Consider the following 19,400-nt stretch of genomic DNA (forward strand, 5'->3'; position numbering starts at 1 on the left):
CCCATGGGCAACAAGGCGGAAATTGGCTGGAAACGCCTCAACCCCCAGGGGGAAAAGGTGGAGGTATTTGCCCGCCTCAGCGGCGGGGAATGGCTGTTTTTCCAGCGCAGCCGCCGCTATGAAAACTGGCAGCGCATCGAACAGCCGCCCCTTGAAGATTGGCTGGAGCTGTTGGATGCCGTGCGGCGCCGTGTGGTGCGCCGTTTGTATCAACCGGCGGATGAAAAACGGCTGGTGGCCAGAATTCGCGAGCGTTTCCCGGAGTGGCAGGCCAACGCCGAACACCAACGCGAAGTATGAAAGAGCATATCCTGGTGGTGGATGATTCAATGGAGCTGCGGATGCTCGTCAAAAGCGCCCTCACCCGGGCGGAATACCGCGTCTCCGAACTCGAAGACAACGCCGGATTGCGCCAATGGCTGGCTGCCGAAAAAAAAGATGTGCCCGATTTGGTGTTGTTGGATTTGGTGTTGGGGGATGGCAACAGTTTGGAATCAATGCCCGATATTTTCCAGCAGTGGCCGGGCACCGAAGTCATTGTCATCACCGGCTACGGCACCGTGGACAACGCCGTGAAGGCCATGAAAGCTGGCGCTTATGGTTTTTTGCCCAAGCCCTTTGAAGTCAACACCCTCCTGCAAGAGGTGACCCATGCCCTGGAACACCGGCGGCTGCGTGCCCGCGCGCAAGGCCTGCAACAGGTGGTTTCCTCGTTGCGCGCCGAGACCGCGCCCGTCTTTCAAAGCGAACCCATGAAGCGGCTCATGCGCCTGGTCGAGCGCGCCGCCGCCAGTCCGCTTCCGGTGCTCATTACGGGCGAAAGTGGCGTGGGCAAGGAAGTGATTGCCGGCATGTTGCATCACCTCAGCCCGCGCGCAGGACAACCCCTGGTGCGCTGCAACTGCCCCGCCTTTTCCGCCGACCAGCTCGAACGCGCATTGTTCGGCGGCGGGGACGCCGCCCAGGAGCCGGGTTATTTGCGGCTGGCCGGGACGGGCACCCTGTTGTTGGATGAAATCAGCGCCCTCCCGTGGGCCGTGCAAGGCCGCCTCATGGGTGTTTTACAGGACAACCTCGCGCAACCCGTGGGCGGCCAGGCTTACCCCGTGCCATGCCGCCTGGTAGCCACTACCAATCGTCCCTTGCCCGAGCTGCTCCAAAAGGGCCATCTCAAGGAGGATTTTTATTATCGTCTCAGCCAAATCACCCTGGAAGTGCCGCCCTTGCGCGAGCGCCGCGACGATATTCTGCCCCTGGCCAGTGCGTTTCTGGAGCGGTATGGCTGCCAGTCCGGTCGCTCCTTTGAAGGCTTTACCGAGCGCGCCCGGCAGGCGTTACGGCAGTTTGACTGGCCCGGCAATGTGCGCCAGTTGCAGAACGAGATTCAGCGGGCGGTGTTGATGGCGCAAGGAACCTGGGTGGACCGTGATGATTTGACGATTACGCCCCACCCCGCCGCCGCCGAACCTGAACTGGGCCTGCTCGAAGTGATGGAGCGCAAGTCCATGATTCAGGCATTGCAGGCCACCCAGGGCGATGTGGCCGAAGCGGCCCGGCGGCTCCACATGGGACGGCAAACTTTTCAGTTGAAAATGAAGGCCTATCGTATTGAAACATAGCGATATGCCGACTATCGGCTGCGGGGCGGGCGGGGTGGTCATCCGTCCCGTGCAGTGAGGGGAGAAGGAACCGAGCTATGAGTGCCAGCATTTTGGTGGTGGACGATACCGCGGAAATCCGCGACCTGGTGCGGTCCATTCTCAGCGAGGAAGGTTACCAGGTCCAGGAATGCGAGTCGGGCGCAGCCTTGCGCCGGCGGCTGGCTGAGGAAAAAGCCCCGGACCTGGTGCTCCTGGATTTGCGGCTGCCGGATGCCGAGGGCTTGGACCTGTTGCCCGCCATCAAGCGGGAATGGCCCGGCACCGAAGTGCTCATCATGACCGGCTATGCCACCATCGAGGCAGCCGTCACCGCCACCAAAATGGGGGCCTATGGCTTTCAGGAAAAACCCTTTGACCCCGCCGCGCTGGTGGTGAATGTCAGCCGCGCCCTCGAGCACAAAGCCCTGCAGGAACAGGCCAGCCAACTGCGGCAGGCCTTGTCCACCATGAGCGGCGGCGCCGCCCCCGTCTTCCAAAGCGCCGCCATGAAGTCCGTGGTGAAAATGGTGGAGAAAGTGGCCGCCAGCGATGTTTCTGTCTTCATCGTGGGCGAAAGCGGCACCGGCAAGGAGGTTATTGCCGATTTGATTCACAATCTCAGCCCCCGCGCCGGCAAACCGTTCATCAAAGTCAATTGCGCCGCCCTGCCGCGCGAGCTGATTGAAAGCGAACTCTTCGGCTCCGTCAAAGGCGCCTTCACCGGCGCCACGGCCGACCGCGTGGGCTTGTTTCGCCAGGCCGAAGGCGGCACCTTGTTGTTGGACGAAATCTCGGAAATGCCGGTGGATACCCAAAGCAAATTGCTGCGGGTTTTGCAGGACAAGGAAGTGCGGCCGGTGGGCGGGCGCGCCAGTTACACCATCAACTGCCGCATCATCGCCGCCACCAATCGCCCCATCCAGGAGGCCATCCGCACGGGCAAACTGCGCGAGGACCTCTATTATCGCATTTCCACCATCACCCTCACCCTGCCGCCCTTGCGCGACCGCCGCGAGGACATCCTGCCGCTGGCCAATGCTTTCCTCCAACGCTTCGCCGCCCAGGCCGGGCGTAGTTTCACCGGTTTTTCCGCCGAGGCCGCGCAGCGCCTGCGCCATTTTGACTGGCCAGGCAATGTGCGCCAGTTGCAAAATGAAGTGCAACGAGCCGTCTTGATTGCCGCCGGCCCCCAAATCGAGGTGGCCGACCTGTCCATTGGACACGTGGAGGAGGAGAGCGCCCCCGAAAACTTGAGCCTGATGGACGCCATGGAGCGCAACACCATCCTCAAAGTTTTGCAGGAAACCGGCGGCAACAAGGTCGAAGCCGCCCGCCGGCTGGGCATCGGCCGCCAAACGCTTTACAACAAAATTAAAAGCTACGGCATCGAGGCCTGATTGGCCGAAAGGTAAAACTTTTTAGCCCCAAAGGGCAGGGCAGGGAGGCTGCGGCAACCAGGGAGAGGCGATATTTTTTTGACGCTGTCACGGTCAGGCACTATCTTCGTTGCTTTGTAGGTGAGCCCAGACAAAAGGAAAATCTGAAAAATATGTCAAACTCGCGGTGGGGATGGTGTATCGTCGTTTGCTTGGGGTGGTTGGCCGGCGCTGAAAAAAGTCAGGGAGCGGAACTGAAATTGACGCTCCCGGAATACCTGGCCCGTGTGCTGACCAACAACGAAAACATCCAGATGAAAATGCTGGAGGTGCAAATCAGCCGCAAGCAATACGAGGCGCAGAAAGGCATGTTTGAACCGGCCTGGGTCACCTCCTTCACTCACGAAGACCGCCGCAATGCCCTGACCGAAGAGCAGAAGCGCAATCTGTTCTTCGCCACGTTGTTCAACGAGCGCAACAACCGCTATGATTCTGGCGTCGAAATGGTCACTCCCTCCGGCGCCAAGGTGCAGCTCGGCTACCGCTTGAATGAGCTGCGCAACAATTTGAACCAGGCCAACTTTCCGGACGGTGAATACCTCTCCACCCTCAGCTTGGCCGTGACCCAACCTTTGCTCAAGGATTTTGGCTATGCTGCCACCCTCGCCAACCTGCGTGCCGCCGCCATCAATTCGGACATCACCTTTCAAGAATACCGCAAGGCGCTCATTGAAATCGTGGCGCGCGCCGAAGCGGCCTACTGGGATGTTTATCTGGCCCAACAACAATACGCCTTCAGCACGGATTCGGTTGCGGTCGCGCAAACCCTGCTGGCGGACAACCAGGCCAAACTGGCCGTGGGCAAAAGCTCCGAATTGGATGTGATGCAGGCCGAAGCCGGCCTCGCCCAACGCCAGGCGCTGGCCAATGAAGCCCGCCAAAAACTTTATGAGGCTGCCAACCGCGCCATGATTTTTTGCTCCAGCTCCGTGCTGGGTCCCCATGACCGTTTTGTCGCCGTGGATGAACCCAAAGCCGGCCCCATGACCAGCGACACCCTCTATTTCCGCACCCTGGCGGACCAGCTCAACCCCGACGCCCTGGCGCTGCGACATCAATTGGCATTGGACGGCGTCCGCATTAATTTCGCCAAAAACCAGCGCCTGCCCCAGTTGGATTTGAAGGCCAGTTACGGCTCCAGCGACATCAACCCCAATTATCAGGGCATTTGGCGCAACCTCGAAGCCCACGATTATCCCGCCTGGATGTTGGGCCTGGAATTGCGCGTGCCGCTCGGCGGCAACATCAAGGCCCGCAAGGAGCTTGACGCCGCCCGGCTCCGCCGCCAGAACACCCTCCTGGCCCTCCAGTCCTTGCGCGTGCAACTGGACAACCTCATTGATGCCGCCCATAAAACCGCTGATTCCTATTACGACAACATCCAGCGATACGCCAAAGTGGTCGAGTTCAATCAAAACCTGCTCAAATCTCAACTGGACCGCCTGGAAGTCGGCAAGACCGACAGCCGCACCGTGCTCGAAACGGAGCAGGACCTGTTTGAAGCGCGGCTCGGCCTGGTGCAAAGCCAGGTGCGCTTCAAACGTGCTGTGCTGGATTTGGAACAGTCCGTGGGCATGGTGCTCCAGGCCCGCAACCTGGAGCTGTCCCAGTCTGACCTGGCGCATCGCACCCGGGCGCTGCTGCGTTCCGGTAAAATTACCCCTCAGGCCTTCGCCGAATTCTTGCAGCAGGTGCAGCGGGAGTATGAACTGCGCCGCCAGTCCGCCCCGCCCATCCCTCCCTCCACTTTGCCTCCGCGCCAACCTTGAACTACAATAAAATGATGTCCCGTAACCTGATTCTACGAATGCCTGCGCGGCTGCTCAGCCGGTTCGTCCTGGGCCTGCTGCTCGCCTCGCCGGCCGCCGCCCGCCCGGCCACCGTGGAGGGTGTCACCGAGCCTCTGCATGACCTGGTCATCAGCGCTTCGGTCCCCGGCACCATCGCCAAAATCCTCGTCAAGGAAGGTGATTTCATGCAGGCGGGTACCGCCATTTTGGAACTGGAAAAAAGGCAGGAAGAGCTGGAAGTCGAGCGCCGGCGCATCCTCAGCGAAAGCAAGGCCGAGTTAAACGCCGCCGCCGCCCAGATGGAAATGCTCAAAATTGACCTCGAAGCCACCCGCAAGCTGTTTGAAACCTCCAAATCCGTCAGCAAGGAACAATTGATGAAAAAGGAATTGGAATTCAAACAGGCCGTGGCCGAACACGACAAATTGCAACTGGCCGAAGCGCGGGAAAAAATTGAATATGAAATGGCTCTCGAGCAACTGCGCAAACGCATCCTCACCGCGCCCCAGGATGGTTACGTGGTGGAGCTGATGCGCAAGGCAGGCGAAGATTGCAAGGCTCAGGAGCCCCTGGTGCGGCTCGTGGACACCCGCCAGTGCTACTTTGTGGCCAATGTGGAGTCGCGCGCCGGCGCCGCCCTCACCCCCGGCCAGAAAATCAAATTGGAACTCCCCGCCGGACGGCAAACCCTCACCGTGACGGGCGAGGTTTCCTTTGTCTCGCCGGTGGTGGACCCCGCCAGCGGCCTGCTCAAAATCAAAATCTTGTTTGAAAATCCCCAGGGTAAAATCAAACCAGGCGTGGCGGGACTCATGCATTTGCCGGAGGCTTCATGAATGGAGGCAATGAACAATTGAAAGCCACCGAACTGCCGCGGGGCGCCGCGGGCTGGATGGCCCTGCGCTCGTTCTCCGGTCCCCCCAATGCCTTCTGGCCCGCCTTCCTGGCGGCCAGTGGCGAGTTAACCGGCGCCAGCCGGGGCTTGCTCCTGCGCAAAACCAGCGACGGCAAGGGCGAGTGGCGCAAACTCGGCGAATGGTCGCCGCCCCATCGCCCGGAATCCCTCAGCGCCGTCTTCACCCAGGAATGGCTGGAACTGGCCGAGGAGTGCCAGGCCAAAGGCGGCTCCGTGCGGGCTATGGGACGTTCGGCCAAAGGCACTGCCGCACCCCACGGCGTGGCGGTGCGTCTGCAACTGCCGGAACCGGAGGCCCCGTGCATCGGCGCCTTTTTATTGCCCGAAGCCACCCCGGCCCAGGCCGAGGAGGCCCTGCGCCGGCTGGCCCTGGTGGCCGATGTCCCCCTCAGTTATGCCGCCACCCGCGCCAGTGAAAAAGCAAAGGCCGACGTGGAGAAATTCGCCACCGTCCTGGACATTCTGGCCGAGTTTAATGCGGAAAAACGCTTCCTGGCCGCGGCGCTGGCCTTGTGCAACGCCGTCGCCACCCGTTTCCGTTGCGATCGCGTCAGCCTCGGCTGGGTGCAGGGGGGATACGTGCGCCTGCAAGCCATCAGCCGCACCGAACGCTTCGACAAAAAAATGGCGGCGGTCAGCGCGCTGGAAGCCGTCATGGAGGAGGCTCTCGACCAGGACGAAGAAATCCTTTACCCCGCCCCGGAAGGAGCCACCTTTGTCTGGCGGGACCACGAAAAGTTTGCCCAGGAGCAAAAGGTCGCCTTTCTGGCCTCCATCCCCATTCGCGTGGAAGAGCGGGGTATTGCCGTCATGACCTGTGAGCGGCAGCAGGCACCTTTCACATCAGAAGAATTGCAACAGTTGCGCCTCATCGCCGACCAGGCCAGCCGGCGGCTCGAAGACTTGAAAAAGTCCGACCGCTGGTGGGGCGCGCGACTGGCCGCGACCACCCGCGAAAAGGCCGCCGCCCTCCTGGGGCCGGAGCATACCTGGGCCAAACTTCTGGGCCTGACCGTGGCTGTCCTCCTTCTGCTCCTCATTTTCCTGCGGGTCCCTTACCGTGTGGAGGCCAAATTCATTTTGCGCGCCCAGGAAGTGGCCTACCTCGCCGCCCCCTTCAAGGGCTTTATTAAAGAGGCCCCCGTGCGCCCTGGCGATGCCGTCACCAACCGGCAGCCCGTCTTGCAGCTCAACACCGATGATTTGCTGCTTGAGCAGGCCGCCGCCGCCGCCGAAATCGTGCGTTACCAGCGCGAAGCCGAGCGCGCCCGCGCCGCCAAGGCGCTGGCCGAAATGCGCGTCGCCGAGGCCCAGCTTGAGCAGGCCCGCGCGCGGTTGGACCTCGTGCGCTATCGCCTGGAGCAAGCCACCTTGCGCGCGCCGTTCAACGGCGTCGTGACCGAAGGCGACCTGCGCGAGCGCATCGGCGCGCCGGTGGACCAGGGGGAGACGCTCATCAAAATCGCCGAGACCTCCCAATTATACGTCGAGGCGGAAATCCCCGAGCGCGACATTCACGAAATCCAGCCCGAGGCTACCGGCCAGATTGCCTTCATCAGTCAGCCCAAACTCAAATACGCCATCCGTTTGCACCGCTTGGAACCGGCGGCGGTGCCGAAGGAAGGCGCCAACGTCTTTCTGGCGCGCTGCGACATCGTCGAGGAAAAACGCCCGGACTGGTGGCGTCCCGGCATGAGCGGCATCTGCAAGATTAACGCCGGCAAGCGCAGCCTGCTCTGGATTGCCACCCATCGCACCGTGGATTTCCTGCGCTTGTGGCTGTGGTGGTGATTGGGCCTTCGGAGGTAACATGAGCGAGGCTGGCAAAACTTTCAGCGAATCCTGGTACCGGGTGGCCAATCAAAAAATTTGCCTCCGCCCGGGCGTCCGCGTGCGCCGCCAGGTGTACCGCGGCGAGCGCTGGATTGTCCTCGAAAACCCCTTCAACAACCAGTACTTCCGCTTGCGCCCCGAGGCCTACGAATTCGTGGCCCGGCTGCGCCCGGACCGCACCGTGGAGGAGGTCTGGAAAGAGTGCCTGGAGAAATTTCCCGAGACCGCCCCCGGCCAGGAGGCCGTCATCCGCCTCTTGTCGCAGTTGTACTACGCCAACCTCCTGCAATACGACGTGGCCGCCGATGCCGCGCGGTTGTTTGAGCGCTACAAGAAAACCCGCCAGCGCCAGACCCGCGCCACCCTCCTGCAGGTCATGTTCATGCGCATCCCGCTCCTGAATCCGGACCGCTTTGTCCAGCGCACGCTGCCTTTGGTCCGGCCTTTCCTGAGCTGGCTGGGCGCCGTCATCTGGTTGCTCGTAGTGGGCTATGGCGTGAAGTTGGGGATTGAAAACTTTGATGCGCTCCGGGAGCAATCGCAGGGCATCCTCGACCCGGCCAAACTGCCCCTGCTGTATCTGGCCATGGTCATCGTCAAAACCTTGCACGAGTTTGGCCATGCCTACTTCTGCCGGCGCTTCGGCGGCGAAGTCCCCGTCATGGGCGTCCAATTGCTGGTGTTCACCCCCGTCCCCTACATGGATGCCACCTCCAGTTGGGGATTCCGCAGCCGCTGGCAGCGCGCCCTCGTAGGCGCCGCGGGCATGATTGTGGAATTGTTTGTCGCCGCCATCGCCATGATGGTCTGGGCCAAAACCGGCGCCGGCCTGGTGCATAGCCTTTGCTATAACCTCATTTTCATCGCTTCTGTTTCCACCCTCGTCTTCAATCTCAATCCGCTCCTGCGGTTTGACGGCTACTACATCCTTTCGGATTTGCTGGATATCCCCAACCTTTATCAAAAGTCCTTCCAGCATTTGCGGCACCTCCTCGAACACTACCTGCTCGGCGTGCAGAAGTCGGAAAGCCCCACCCAGTCCCATCGCGAAAAATTCTGGCTCACCGTCTTCGGCGTGGGCAGCGCCATCTATCGGGTCATCGTCTTTGGCGGCATCCTCCTTTTCGTGGCCGATCGCTTCCTTTTCCTGGGGATTTTAATGGCCGTGGTTTGTGTCATCTCCTGGATCATCGTGCCGCTGGGCAAGTTCATTCACTACCTGGCCAGCAGCCCCAAATTGGAGCGCTGCCGGCCCCGCGCCATCCTGGTGAGCGCGGGCGGCCTGGCGCTGCTCATCGCCTTCTTCCAGTTCATTCCCTTCCCCAGTCATTTCCGCGCGCCGGGCGTGGTTTTGGCCCGCGAGTGGAGCATGGTTTCCGCCTTGAGCGCGGGACGGGTCAACGCCCTGCTGGCGCGTCCGGGACAACTGGTCCAGGCCGGCCAACCTTTGGTGGAATTGGTGAACCCGGAATTGGACCTCGCCCTGGCGGCGGCGCGCGCCTCCTATGCGGAGACCGAGGCCCGCTATCGGGCCGCCTTGTCCCTCGATGCCGCCAGTCTGGCCCCCTTGCAAGGACGTCTGGATTCCGCCCGCCAACTGCTCCAGCGCCTCGAGGAGGACAAAAGCAACCTGGTGGTCCGGGCGCGCGTCTCCGGCTGGTGGACCCTGCCGCGTCCCGAAGAAATGCCCGGCCGCTGGCTGCCCAAAGGCAGCGCCCTGGGATTGATCATCAACACCAACGCCTTCGAGTTCTCAGCCACCGTCCGGCAGGAGGAACTGGACCGTTTGTTAGGACGGCTTCACCAGCAGGCCGAAGTCCGCCTCTTTGGCCAGGGCGGTTTGAATTTGCAGGTCCGGGATTTACGCATCATCCCCGGGGCACAATACGTCCTGCCCACAATAGCTTTGGGCTGGGCTGGCGGCGGCGAAATGCCCGTGTCCTCCCAGGACCGTCAGGGCCGCCTCGCCGCCGAGCCTTTCTTCAATGTCATTGGCCGCGTGGAATCGCCTCCCGAGGCAGTGCTCCTCCATGGCCGCACCGGCAAGGCGCGTTTTGACATTGGGCGGGAACCCTTGTTGCCGCGGGCCATGCGCGCCTTGTGGCAGCTCTTGCAAAAGCGTTATCAGCTTTGAACCTGACCCCCACTCAGATTCAGCATCTGACCCGCTTCAAGCGGCCCGCCAAATTATTGACCGGCCTCGATGCCCTGGTGGACGGCTGGACCGGCCGCTTGCGGCGCCTGCGCCAGGGATTGGCGGAGCTGCAGCGCGATGCCGAAAAAATTGACGCCCTGGCCGCCGACTGGCAATCCCTCCCAGACGGCCGGCTGCGTGAAAAACTGCACGATTTCCGGGTTCATTTCCGCCGCGAGCCTGAGCCGGACCAGGAGATGGTGCTCCAGGCCCTGGCCGCCATCCGCGAGGCGGCCGGCCGCCAGACCGGCATGCGGCCCTACCTCGTGCAACTCATGGGCACCCTGGCATTGCATCGGGGGTTTCTCACCGAAATGGCCACCGGCGAGGGCAAAACCCTTACCGCCGCCTGCGCGGCCGTCCTGGCCGGCTGGACCCGCCGCCCCTGCCACATCGTCACGGTCAACGATTATCTGGTGGAGCGCGACGCCGAGTGGCTCGGTCCCCTGTACCGTTTCGCCGGAGTGCGCGTGGGTTGTGTGACCGGCCCCATGGACCCGGAGGCCCGCCGCCAGGGCTATGCCGCTGATGTCACTTACACCACCAGCAAGGAACTGCTCGCTGATTTTTTGCGCGACCGCCTCCGCCTGGGAGAATTGCAAAACCCCACCCGCCGGTTGCTGCGCCAGTTGATTCATAGCCGGGCGCAACCTGCCCAGGGCCTGGTTTTGCGCGGCCTGCACACGGCCATTATTGACGAGGCTGACAGCGTGCTGATTGATGAAGCCGTCACCCCCCTCATCATCTCCATCCCCCGCGAAAACCCCATCCTGCACGAGGCGGTCATGGTGGCCCATGAAATGGCCCAGCGCTTGCAGGCAGACCAGGATTACACCGTCAATTGGCGCTACCGCGAAATTGAGCTGACACCCCAGGGCCGCCAGCGCATCGAGACCGAAGGCAGCCGGCTCCCGGGTTTTTGGCGCAATCAGGACCGCCGGGAAGAACTCATCAAACAGGCCTTGAGCGCCCGCGAACTTTTCCGGCCAGGCAAGGAGTACCTGGTGGTGGACGGCAAAATCATGATTGTGGACGAATTCACCGGCCGCGTCATGCCCAACCGCACCTGGCGCGAGGGCATGCACCAGGCCATCGAGGCCAAGGAAAATCTGCCCGTTTCATCCCCCAGCGAGACCGCCGCGCGCATGAGCTTTCAGCGGTTTTTCCGCTGTTTTTACCGCTTGTGCGGCATGACCGGCACCGCCCGCGAAGCCGCGGCCGAGTTCTGGCAGATTTATCGTTTGCCGCTGGTCACCATTCCCACCAACCGGCCCTGCATTCGCCAGCAATTGCCGGACCGCATCTTCCTCACCGAAGCCGATAAGTGGGAGGCCATCGCGGAAACCGTGGCGTCCATCCACCAAACCGGACGCCCTCTCCTGGTCGGCACCCGCAGCGTCACCGCCAGCGAGCACCTTTCCCAGCTTTTGCAGGCGCGCGGACTCAACCACCGCGTGCTGAACGCCGCCCGCCATCAGGAAGAAGCCCAAATCATTGCCGAGGCAGGCGAGCGTGGCAAAATCACCATTGCCACCAACATGGCCGGGCGGGGCACGGACATCAAATTGGCGGCCGGTGTTGCCGAACTGGGCGGCTTGTTTGTCATTGCCACCGAACGACACGAATCCGGGCGCGTGGACCGGCAATTGTTCGGCCGCGCTGGCCGCCAGGGCGACCCCGGCACCGCTCAGGCCTTTGTCAGCCTGGAGGACGAACTCCTGCGCCGCTTTGTCCCCGCGCCGCTCAAACGCGCCGTGCAACGCATGGCCAGCACCCGCACCCCCGGTTGGGAAAAAGCCGCCGCAGGTTTAATCAGACAGGCGCAATACTCCGCCCAGCGCCTGGCTTTTCACCAGCGCCGGGGCGTATTAAAGACCGATACCTGGCTCGAAGAAGCGCTTTCCTTCACCGGCCTGGACTAAGGCATCCTCTCCCTTTACGTGGCGGGTACAAACCGCTGCAACACCAGGCAAAGCAAAAACAAGGCGGGGAATAATAAAACCATGTCCGGAAACGCCGGCCCAACGGCGGCCAAATCCACCAGCACGATGCCCGCCAGCAGCTTGGCCACGGCCTCTTTCCGCCGGGCCACCGGTGTGCCATAGGCCGTGACCAGACACCCCAGCAGCCAGCAAAACAATACAAACGCCAGCAGCAACCCCTGTTTGCCATAAGCCCCGTCATTCACCAGCAAACACAACACAATCGGCGCAAACAGCAGCACGCTGGGGCCGTAACTGGCCGCTCCCCCCTGGCTTTCTCCCCGCGCAATCCACGAAAGCCCGGCCACATACAATCCCAAAGCCACCGCCGACCAGACGGTGAGTCCATCCGGCCCATACACCGCCGCGCTGGCCGCCAGCAACACCAGCAATCCCCGGCACAGGCCCATCAGCAAAGGCGCCCACGCAATTCTTTTGTGCCAGACATTGTACGCCACAATGGCCAGCAACAGCCCCCAGGCCAGTTGCAACAGGCGCAGGTGAATCAGCGAAAGCGTCAAGAGCCCGGAGGTCAGCAGCGCAAAACTCAACGCCCACACCAGCCACTCACTCACCACCCCGCGCGGAATGGGGCGCTCCGGTCGAAACCGCCGGTCCCATGAAACATCCACCGCGTCATTCAGAAAAACCCCGCCCAAATAGAGACTCGAAGCCCCGGCCAGCACCACGGCCAGCAAATTCCAGTCACCCGCACCCCCCAGCAGCCAGCCCGCCAGGCAATTGGACCAGACGGTGGGCAGATTGGATATCCGCCCCAGCGCCAGCAAGCCCCGCAGCATGGCCGCAGGGGAACTCTGAGTCATGGTCATGCGCCGCCATTCAAAACAAGCTGGGCACCCTGCAAAAGCAAAATCTTGCGGGGCCAGCCTCGTCCCGGTCCTCGAGGCCGGCCCTTATTTGGCCAGCCGATAGAAAACGGAGCCCGCCTCGCTGGGGGGCGGCAAGCCCAACCACCATTGGCCGTTGCTGAGGTAGGGGGTGGGGGAGGGCACCTCCTGCCAGTCACCCCATATCAAGTTTGTGCGCGCCTGCACCACAAAACCCGTATAGGCTTGCGGCCATGCCAGCGTCAAGCCTGCGCCGCTCCACGAGATGTTGAGGCAGCCCACACCAGCGACACCCGCGCATTGCCGGCCGCACCGGTCAAAGCAGGGGGCGGAGGTGGCAACACCCAGTTGGTCCAGCCGGGCACCGTCACGTTGTCGAAGACCGCCAGGCACATGCTCGAATTATTGTGGGCGGTGACGGCCAGACCGGCATACACATTGGACGCCATGGCAATGGTCACGCTGTTGCCCTGCTGAACCCAGTTCACGCCGTTGGTAGAGCGATAACCGGTGAAGGAATTACCGTTGCGCACCAGCCGCACCCACTGCGGCGCGCTCAAGCCAGTGGTATTGTTGTTGGCGGTGTTGCCGCCGGTGCTGGCGCGGTATTGCCAGGTCATACCGTTGCTGGGCGTCACAGCAAGGAATGCATTGGCCGCGTTGGCTTCCAGACTGGCGCGAACCATCACTCCGGCCTTGGACCACGGATCCACGTTGTATGCCAAAAGTAACTGTTACCCGGCACCAGGTGGGCAGGGCGCCCGTTGCGCCAGCGGCCCGGCCCGCAGTGCCCGAATGGCCGCCTTGCGATGGTAACCCAATAACGCCACCGCTTGGTCCAGCAGTTGTCCCTTGTAAATGCGGCCGGCCCGGGCATACGCCCGCCGCCATTTAGCCAGCACTTCCCGTTTGGTTGATTGACTCATGTCGGTGTCCATATCCGGTAACACCGACTTTTGGCGCAACGACCAGTTTCCGCCAACCGATCATCCCCGCCCGGGTAACAATCTTTTTGGCTCAAATCGGGGGTGAACTCGACCGGGTCTGGAAATGCCCGCCCATTCCAATACCACCCCGACGGCGCCATCCAGCCATGCAACATCACAATTCGCCCCGTGTCATCCTTGAGGTAACGCCCCACCACCTGCAACGGCCGGATGGGCATCCCTTGGTATGCCTCGACGCCAATGACCAACGCCAGCACCATCGTCCAGACAGCCGGATGTAAACGTTGTGGCATATCCTGAATGTACCCCATCCCATAAGGGGCAAAAGTCGCATCAATAGATGACGGCGCCACCAGCCACTTGCAGTAAGCTCCAGCGGAAATGGGCCGGAAATGGCGCTGCTAAGAAGCTCCACGAGAGGGATTTATGAGAATAATAAAAATGGCGGGAGCGGCGGGGCTCGAACCCGTAACCTCTGCCGTGACAGGGCAGCGCTCTAACCAATTGAGCTACGCCCCCGCATTGGGGACGAGAAAAGTATGCAACCCGACTGCTGGCGTCAACAGGAAAAAACGTAGAAAATAAAAAAGTGATTCGGGCAACAGACGCCAAGGAGGTGGGGGTGGGGGACCCCGCTGAAGAAACGTACTGCCACCCGAATCACTATTAAGCTTATGCGCAGGTAGGAAAAAGTCAATGGGGGATTCCTAAATTATTATAATAATACAACTGCGCCATCCCCACGCACCCAGCGCCTCGTCGGCCTTCCAAGACGGTCGAATTTTCGTCCTCCCCATTCAAGGTTGGAATAGTCTTTGCATCATGGCCGGATTTTCCGGAAAGGCAGGATTAATCACCAGCACCGGCTCGGTCATCAGCGCCCGAGCCAGGTTATCCGCAGAAGCATCCCCTTCCAATTTGGCCCGCCATACCAAATCAAATTGAAACTCCATCACCCCGGGACTGTCCCCTTGGAAGTTGGTGTACCAGAAATTGTCATAGACAATGGCCAGCATCCGGCCGGTGCGCGCTGGCGGCTCAGTGATGCGGGATTTGGGATGCGGCCCGTCCAGGGTCACCAGCGGCGCATCCCGGCTGACCCACAGCCAATGGCCCTCGGCTGTGGCATAGTGCGCCCAACCATCTATCGCAAAGTAATCCCGGCAGGTGCCCGGCAGTTGGTCCGTGAACGGCGTAAATCCCATGCCGCCGCAGCTCAAACGGGGCAGGGTGCCGTCGCAGGGCATCGGGCTGACGATGCACAGCAACTCCGGGTCAAACGAGGATTGTCGGTTGAACCGCACCGTTAAACGGGCCCGCGGCTCGCGCTTCCATAGCTCCAGTTTGCGTGTGCCCCACCGGAGGCGAGGATGCTCAAATCGTTGGGTATAAAGCAGGGTATGCCGATTGTCCTCCAAGGTGACCGGGCCCGATGGTGTGGCCGTAATCAATTCGAGTTTCTCCTTTTGGAGCTGCGCTTTCCGCGCGGCCTCCTGGGCGTGCCAGATATCCTGCGCAACCCACCGCGGCGCAAAGCCGTTGACCTTCACGCTGACGAAATCCCCCAATCCCTCGCTGAACAGCGATTTCTTCATGCCCGGCCACAGGGCCGCCACGGGCCAGCCCAGCGCATTCGTGGTCACACGGGGAGCCACCGGCGAATTCGGCACATCCTCGGCCTTATCCCGGCTGAAGTGGAAAAGCCGGGCGCTGTGGGGCGGAAGATTCTCCACCCAAAATTTGGCAAACCGATTGGGCGAACGATCCGGAAAAGTGGCGGAAACGTCCTCATAGCTTAAATCCGCTGGCCGGCCGGGCCGGCCCCAATGCGGGCCAGGTTCGTAATACAGCCGGGCACGGGCGCCGGTGGCGGTGTCCACCAGCGTATGCGTTTCCTGGCGCAGGCAGGTGCTAATCATTGTGGCCCAGCCGGTGAAGGGCGCCGCCGCAGGATTGGCCACCCAGAGCCCCTCGCTTTCCTTGGCCAGCCGGCTGCGGGCGCGCTGGCCCAGGAGCCACTCCGCCAAAGCCATGGGCCGCCAGGCAAATCGCGCTTTTTCATTCCACTGACCTTGGGAATCCAGGCTGTACGGTTGCCCCACACTCATGCCCGAACCCCAGGTGTGCTCATCAAACAGGCACAAGTCCTGCCACAACTCCGTCATTCGCGCGCGGGTGGAAGAATCCAACGGGCCAAAAACCGGCGATTGCGCCGCGCTCAGCAACCGCTTGGCCAGGCGGCTGGCCGCCACTTCACGCGGCGCGCAAGCCGTGCCATTGGCCCACCAATCCGTCCATTCTCCCGCATATTCAGGCGCCGTGGCGCCAGCGGCCTTTTCCAAATCACGCATGGCCTCGCTCACCGTGGTCAGGCGCAGGCGGGGTTGCAGGCCGAGCTTGTTCCAGGCCGCCACGAAATCCGACAACGGCGGGAAGGGCGGGTCATTGTCATACCGCCACATGCTGGTCATCGAGACCGCCAGCACTGGCAGCCGGTACCCGCTTTTTTCATATTCCCGCAGCCGGCTGAGGCAGCGTTCATGGGCTTTGCGGAGCGAAGCTTCATCCGTTTTCAGAATGTCTCCCGCCCGCGGCGGACGATAAGTCCCGTCCCCCGCCCGCGGCAGCGGCCCGCGCCGCCATTCCACACTCTCAAAGAAGAAAAATCCATCGCCATACGGCAGGCTCATATAAACAAAAAGCCGGCGGCCATCGGGCTGCTTCCACCAAAAAGTGGACAGCCGCGGAAAAGGCGGCCCCCCGCTATCGCTGTTGATGCCTGTGAAAAGATAACGCACGCCGCGGTCCAGCAGCGCTTTGGCGCCGGCGCGAGGGAAACCGTTCACATCATTTTGCACGGCCGTTTGCGGACGAAAACTTTTCCATAAATCCTCCGGCAGCCAATGCAGCATCACCTCCCATTGCTCGGCATTCAGGAAGGGCGTGTTATTGAACGGCAGCGCGGTCACCTCCAATTGCCCCTCACGCACTGCCTGCAAGAACTCCTGCCGGCGTGCCGGCGTGGCTCGTTGCCACCACTCCAGCACGGCAATCGTGGTTTCTGCGGTCCAATGGAAGCGTGCCTCCGCCGGCATCTTGCGGGTGGCCATCACCGTATCCAGCGCCACATCCAGATAACGCACCTGCAAATCACGGCAGACCGCTGGGTGGTCCGTGAATCCATAATCCGTGTGCGAGAAGTGAATCAGGTCAATCTGTTGCACATGCGCCGGCGTCTCGGCCGCCGCCATCAGCAGGGCAGGGGAGCAGACCAGCAGGCACCAACCGCCCGCCAGCAATGACCTCATCCGACTGGAAAGCGCCATTCGCAGGGATTTCATGCCCGCAGCCTAACGGGGAAATCCCGCGGCGTCAAACCTGCCTCCCCGGCTCAAGTATCCAAGTAACGCAATTGCCGCCGGGCAATCAGAGGATCCACCCGGGCCAGCAGGAAATACGCCCAGCGCTGCTTGAGTTTCTCCCACAAGGAATTGGCGCGCCGCCACTCCCGCGGTTCTAGGCGCCGGGCATGGGCCAGGTCTCGCTCGAATAACGCGCAGGCCCCCTCGACCGCCCAGGCGTCGGATACCCGCACCATCAGCTCATAATTGATGTGCAGACTGCGGTTGTCCAGATTGGCCGAGCCGATATATGCCGCCTGGTCCACAATCATCAATTTGGCGTGAAGTATTTGCGGCTGATATTCGTAAATCTCAATGCCCGCCCGCATCAGCCGCCCATACAGGCTGCGCGCCGCAAACTGCGCCACCGGCACATCCGACTTGGCCCCCAGCAAAATTTGCACCCGCCCCCCACGGCGCACCACGCGGCCCAGCTCACGCCGGATGCGCCAGGTGGGAAGAAAATACGCGCTCACCAGCCGCACCTGCTGCGCCTTGCGCAAATCCTGATGCAGCCTTCTTTTTAATGGATTGCGTCCCCGCCCCGGCCCGCTCAATAAAATCTCACAATCAGGATGCGGCAGATGCCGCCGAAAATGGCTGCGCCGCAAGCGCATCAGGCGCGGATGCCGAAAATCAGCCCGCGCAAACATCACCTCAAACGCTTCCGCCAAATCTTCCGCGGGCGGTCCGCCCAAGCGCGCGCCATGATCGCACCACCCCTCCTGCACTCCATCCCCCGTGTACTCCGGCGCCACATTACATCCCCCTACAAAGGCAATGGCCTCATCGCACACTAATAATTTGCGATGGTCACGAAAACCCCACCGCTCCAAAGACAAAGGATTAAACCAGCGCACCTGCCCTCCGGCCTCCCGCAGCGGCTCCCAAAATGTGTCGGGCAGCTCAATCGAGCCGAATGCATCCACCAGGACTTGCACCTGTACCCCGCGCCGTGCCGCACGCACCAGGGCCGCGCGCAGGGCTTCACCCGGAGGGCTGGCCGTGTAAATGTAGGTTTCCAGTCGCACACTGCGCCGGGCCTCCGCAATGGCTTGGAGCTTGGCTTGAAAATCCTCTTGCCCCGTGGCCAGCCAGTGAATGTCCGTGCCCGTACCCATGTGCTGACGGTATCATAGAAAGGCATGGAAAAATATCAATAACTTCAGGCTTCACCATCGCCGGCGAAACTCGCTGCCCTTGCCCGCTATTTTTTTCCGAACTAATTCCCGCCATTCCCGTCTAATTTAAGAGAAAACACGAATAACTCAGGGTGGCCTGGTTGGGGCCCCCACATCCATTAACGAAACTTATGAAAAAGACTGCCATGCTCTTGAGTTTGAGCCTGTTGCTCGCCGCCAACGGCTGGTCCAGTCCCGACCCTGCTGCCCAACCGCAGGCGGAAAAGGATACCGCTGCGGAAAGGGAAAGGTGGGCTTTGCACTTACAGCGGGCCCTGGAACAAGCCGTCCAGGACATGCGCGATGCCCTGGATACCGCCCGGCAAAAAGTGGCCGAAGCCCCGAAATTATTGGCGCAAACCGTAGGAGCCATCCGGCGGGAGCGCGGCCGGCAAATGCCCGTGCGCCCCATCCGGACGTTGGTGGCCAGCTCGCGACTGGCCGAAGCCAGCAAAATCCAGGAAATGGAGGAAGACCTGGCCGTCATGTCCCGTCTCCTGGCCAAGGATGTGGAATTTGAACTGCGCAACGACGAGAACCGGCCCATGAATGTCGTGATAACTTCTTTTGGCGACCAGGGGCAGGCGCCAGAGGCCTTGTACCTCGAGGGATTTGGAGCCTTTTTCTATTTAACCGTACCCTTTCCCTTGCTGCCGGAAGCCGAGAAGTCAGGCAAAACCGACCTGCCCCCCATGGACTCCGATTGGGATCGGACCCGGGCGGAGCTGTTTGGTGGGGCCGTGCCAGAACCGGGGCGCCGCGGCAATGTCTGGGCGGGGGGCGGGGAACCTCCTCCTCCGCCGCCCTATGATGCCGAGAAAGTGGAAGACTTGAAACGGGTATTGCTGAGCAGCCTCCGCAACGCGGTGAACATTCGGGGCATGAAGCCCGAGGACTGGGTCCACGTTTCCGTGCATTCTTTCCCCCGCGCCACCGCCGGACCTGGCGTGGGCGTGTCCGTCGGGCAGATGACCGTCACCACGACACAGGACGGAAAAACGGTGACCCGCACTTATTCCGGGGGTAACAACCCGCCACGTCAAGGTCTGCTCAACCTCCGCGTGAAACACAGCGATTTGCAAACCTATGCCGAGGGGAAAATGACCTTGGAGGACTTGCGTAAAAAGGCCCAAATCAGCCTTTACTGAGCCACGGTTGACCCGCCCACCAATCGCCATTATAATTAAAGCAACTCATGGCTCCCGCCGTTAAACATAAGTCCGGGCAAGTGG

Annotated in this window: 16 protein-coding genes and 1 tRNA gene; 9 read left to right on the top strand and 8 right to left on the bottom strand. The window is 61.6% G+C overall.

Going from position 1 to position 19,400, the window contains the following annotated elements; all coding sequences use genetic code 11:
* Nucleotides 1-3 precede the first annotated feature (3 nt).
* The 8 genes from NXS98_RS03150 (at nt 4) to NXS98_RS03185 (ending at nt 11,731) form a co-directional block, all read left to right on the top strand.
* Nucleotides 4-300, top strand: a complete 297-nt coding sequence (locus NXS98_RS03150; protein ID WP_283847016.1) for a hypothetical protein — start codon at nt 4-6, stop codon at nt 298-300.
* On the top strand, nt 297-1,619 hold the full coding sequence (locus NXS98_RS03155) for a sigma-54-dependent transcriptional regulator (RefSeq protein ID WP_283847017.1): 1,323 nt from the start codon (nt 297-299) through the stop codon (nt 1,617-1,619). Before NXS98_RS03150 ends, NXS98_RS03155 begins: the two co-directional genes overlap by 4 nt.
* 77 nt (nt 1,620-1,696) lie before the next feature.
* Nucleotides 1,697-3,037, top strand: coding sequence for a sigma-54-dependent transcriptional regulator (locus tag NXS98_RS03160; protein ID WP_283847018.1), 1,341 nt, complete (start codon nt 1,697-1,699; stop codon nt 3,035-3,037).
* Nucleotides 3,038-3,189: 152 nt separating this feature from the next.
* Nucleotides 3,190-4,845, top strand: a complete 1,656-nt coding sequence (locus NXS98_RS03165) for a TolC family protein (protein ID WP_283847019.1) — start codon at nt 3,190-3,192, stop codon at nt 4,843-4,845.
* Nucleotides 4,846-4,883: 38 nt separating this feature from the next.
* Nucleotides 4,884-5,702, top strand: a complete 819-nt coding sequence (locus NXS98_RS03170; RefSeq protein ID WP_283847020.1) for an efflux RND transporter periplasmic adaptor subunit — start codon at nt 4,884-4,886, stop codon at nt 5,700-5,702.
* Entirely contained in the window at nt 5,699-7,573 is a 1,875-nt protein-coding gene (locus tag NXS98_RS03175; RefSeq protein ID WP_283847021.1) for a GAF domain-containing protein, read from the top strand. The genes NXS98_RS03170 and NXS98_RS03175 overlap by 4 nt, the downstream gene beginning before the upstream one ends.
* 19 nt (nt 7,574-7,592) lie before the next feature.
* Nucleotides 7,593-9,749: an HlyD family efflux transporter periplasmic adaptor subunit gene (locus tag NXS98_RS03180; protein ID WP_283847022.1), complete on the top strand. Its 2,157-nt coding sequence runs from the start codon at nt 7,593-7,595 to the stop codon at nt 9,747-9,749.
* The gene (locus NXS98_RS03185) at nt 9,746-11,731 is read left to right on the top strand and encodes a preprotein translocase subunit SecA (RefSeq protein WP_283847023.1); all 1,986 of its coding nucleotides are present in this window, start codon (nt 9,746-9,748) and stop codon (nt 11,729-11,731) included. The genes NXS98_RS03180 and NXS98_RS03185 overlap by 4 nt, the downstream gene beginning before the upstream one ends.
* 14 nt (nt 11,732-11,745) lie before the next feature.
* On the opposite strand, the gene NXS98_RS03190 is transcribed toward NXS98_RS03185, so the two are convergent.
* The 8 genes from NXS98_RS03190 to NXS98_RS03225 all read right to left on the bottom strand — a co-directional run bounded on the left by NXS98_RS03190 (nt 11,746) and on the right by NXS98_RS03225 (nt 18,108).
* On the bottom strand, nt 11,746-12,621 hold the full coding sequence (locus NXS98_RS03190) for a UbiA family prenyltransferase (protein WP_283847024.1): 876 nt from the start codon (nt 12,619-12,621) through the stop codon (nt 11,746-11,748).
* 84 nt (nt 12,622-12,705) lie between these two features.
* Nucleotides 12,706-12,885: a hypothetical protein gene (locus NXS98_RS03195; RefSeq protein WP_283847025.1), complete on the bottom strand. Its 180-nt coding sequence runs from the start codon at nt 12,883-12,885 to the stop codon at nt 12,706-12,708.
* Nucleotides 12,882-13,364 carry a hypothetical protein gene (locus tag NXS98_RS03200; RefSeq protein ID WP_283847026.1) on the bottom strand — a complete coding sequence of 161 codons (483 nt, stop codon included), beginning with the start codon at nt 13,362-13,364 and terminating at the stop codon, nt 12,882-12,884. The genes NXS98_RS03195 and NXS98_RS03200 overlap by 4 nt, the downstream gene beginning before the upstream one ends.
* 9 nt (nt 13,365-13,373) lie before the next feature.
* A complete protein-coding gene (locus tag NXS98_RS03205; RefSeq protein ID WP_283847027.1) occupies nt 13,374-13,565 on the bottom strand; it encodes a hypothetical protein in 192 nt (63 codons plus the stop codon).
* Complete coding sequence (locus tag NXS98_RS03210; RefSeq protein ID WP_283847028.1) at nt 13,562-13,879, bottom strand: hypothetical protein; 318 nt, start codon at nt 13,877-13,879, stop codon at nt 13,562-13,564. The genes NXS98_RS03205 and NXS98_RS03210 overlap by 4 nt, the downstream gene beginning before the upstream one ends.
* Nucleotides 13,880-14,028: 149 nt before the next feature.
* Nucleotides 14,029-14,105: transfer RNA gene (locus NXS98_RS03215), tRNA-Asp, on the bottom strand.
* Between the two features lie 278 nt (nt 14,106-14,383).
* A complete protein-coding gene (locus tag NXS98_RS03220; RefSeq protein WP_283847029.1) occupies nt 14,384-16,927 on the bottom strand; it encodes a glycoside hydrolase family 38 N-terminal domain-containing protein in 2,544 nt (847 codons plus the stop codon).
* 50 nt (nt 16,928-16,977) lie between these two features.
* A complete protein-coding gene (locus NXS98_RS03225; protein ID WP_283847030.1) occupies nt 16,978-18,108 on the bottom strand; it encodes a phospholipase D-like domain-containing protein in 1,131 nt (376 codons plus the stop codon).
* 191 nt (nt 18,109-18,299) lie between these two features.
* Here NXS98_RS03225 and NXS98_RS03230 point away from each other — a divergent pair, with 191 nt between their 5' ends.
* On the top strand, nt 18,300-19,316 hold the full coding sequence (locus NXS98_RS03230) for a hypothetical protein (protein ID WP_283847031.1): 1,017 nt from the start codon (nt 18,300-18,302) through the stop codon (nt 19,314-19,316).
* Nucleotides 19,317-19,400 lie beyond the last annotated feature (84 nt).

This window comes from Fontisphaera persica (assembly GCF_024832785.1).
Classification (GTDB): domain Bacteria; phylum Verrucomicrobiota; class Verrucomicrobiia; order Limisphaerales; family Fontisphaeraceae; genus Fontisphaera; species Fontisphaera persica.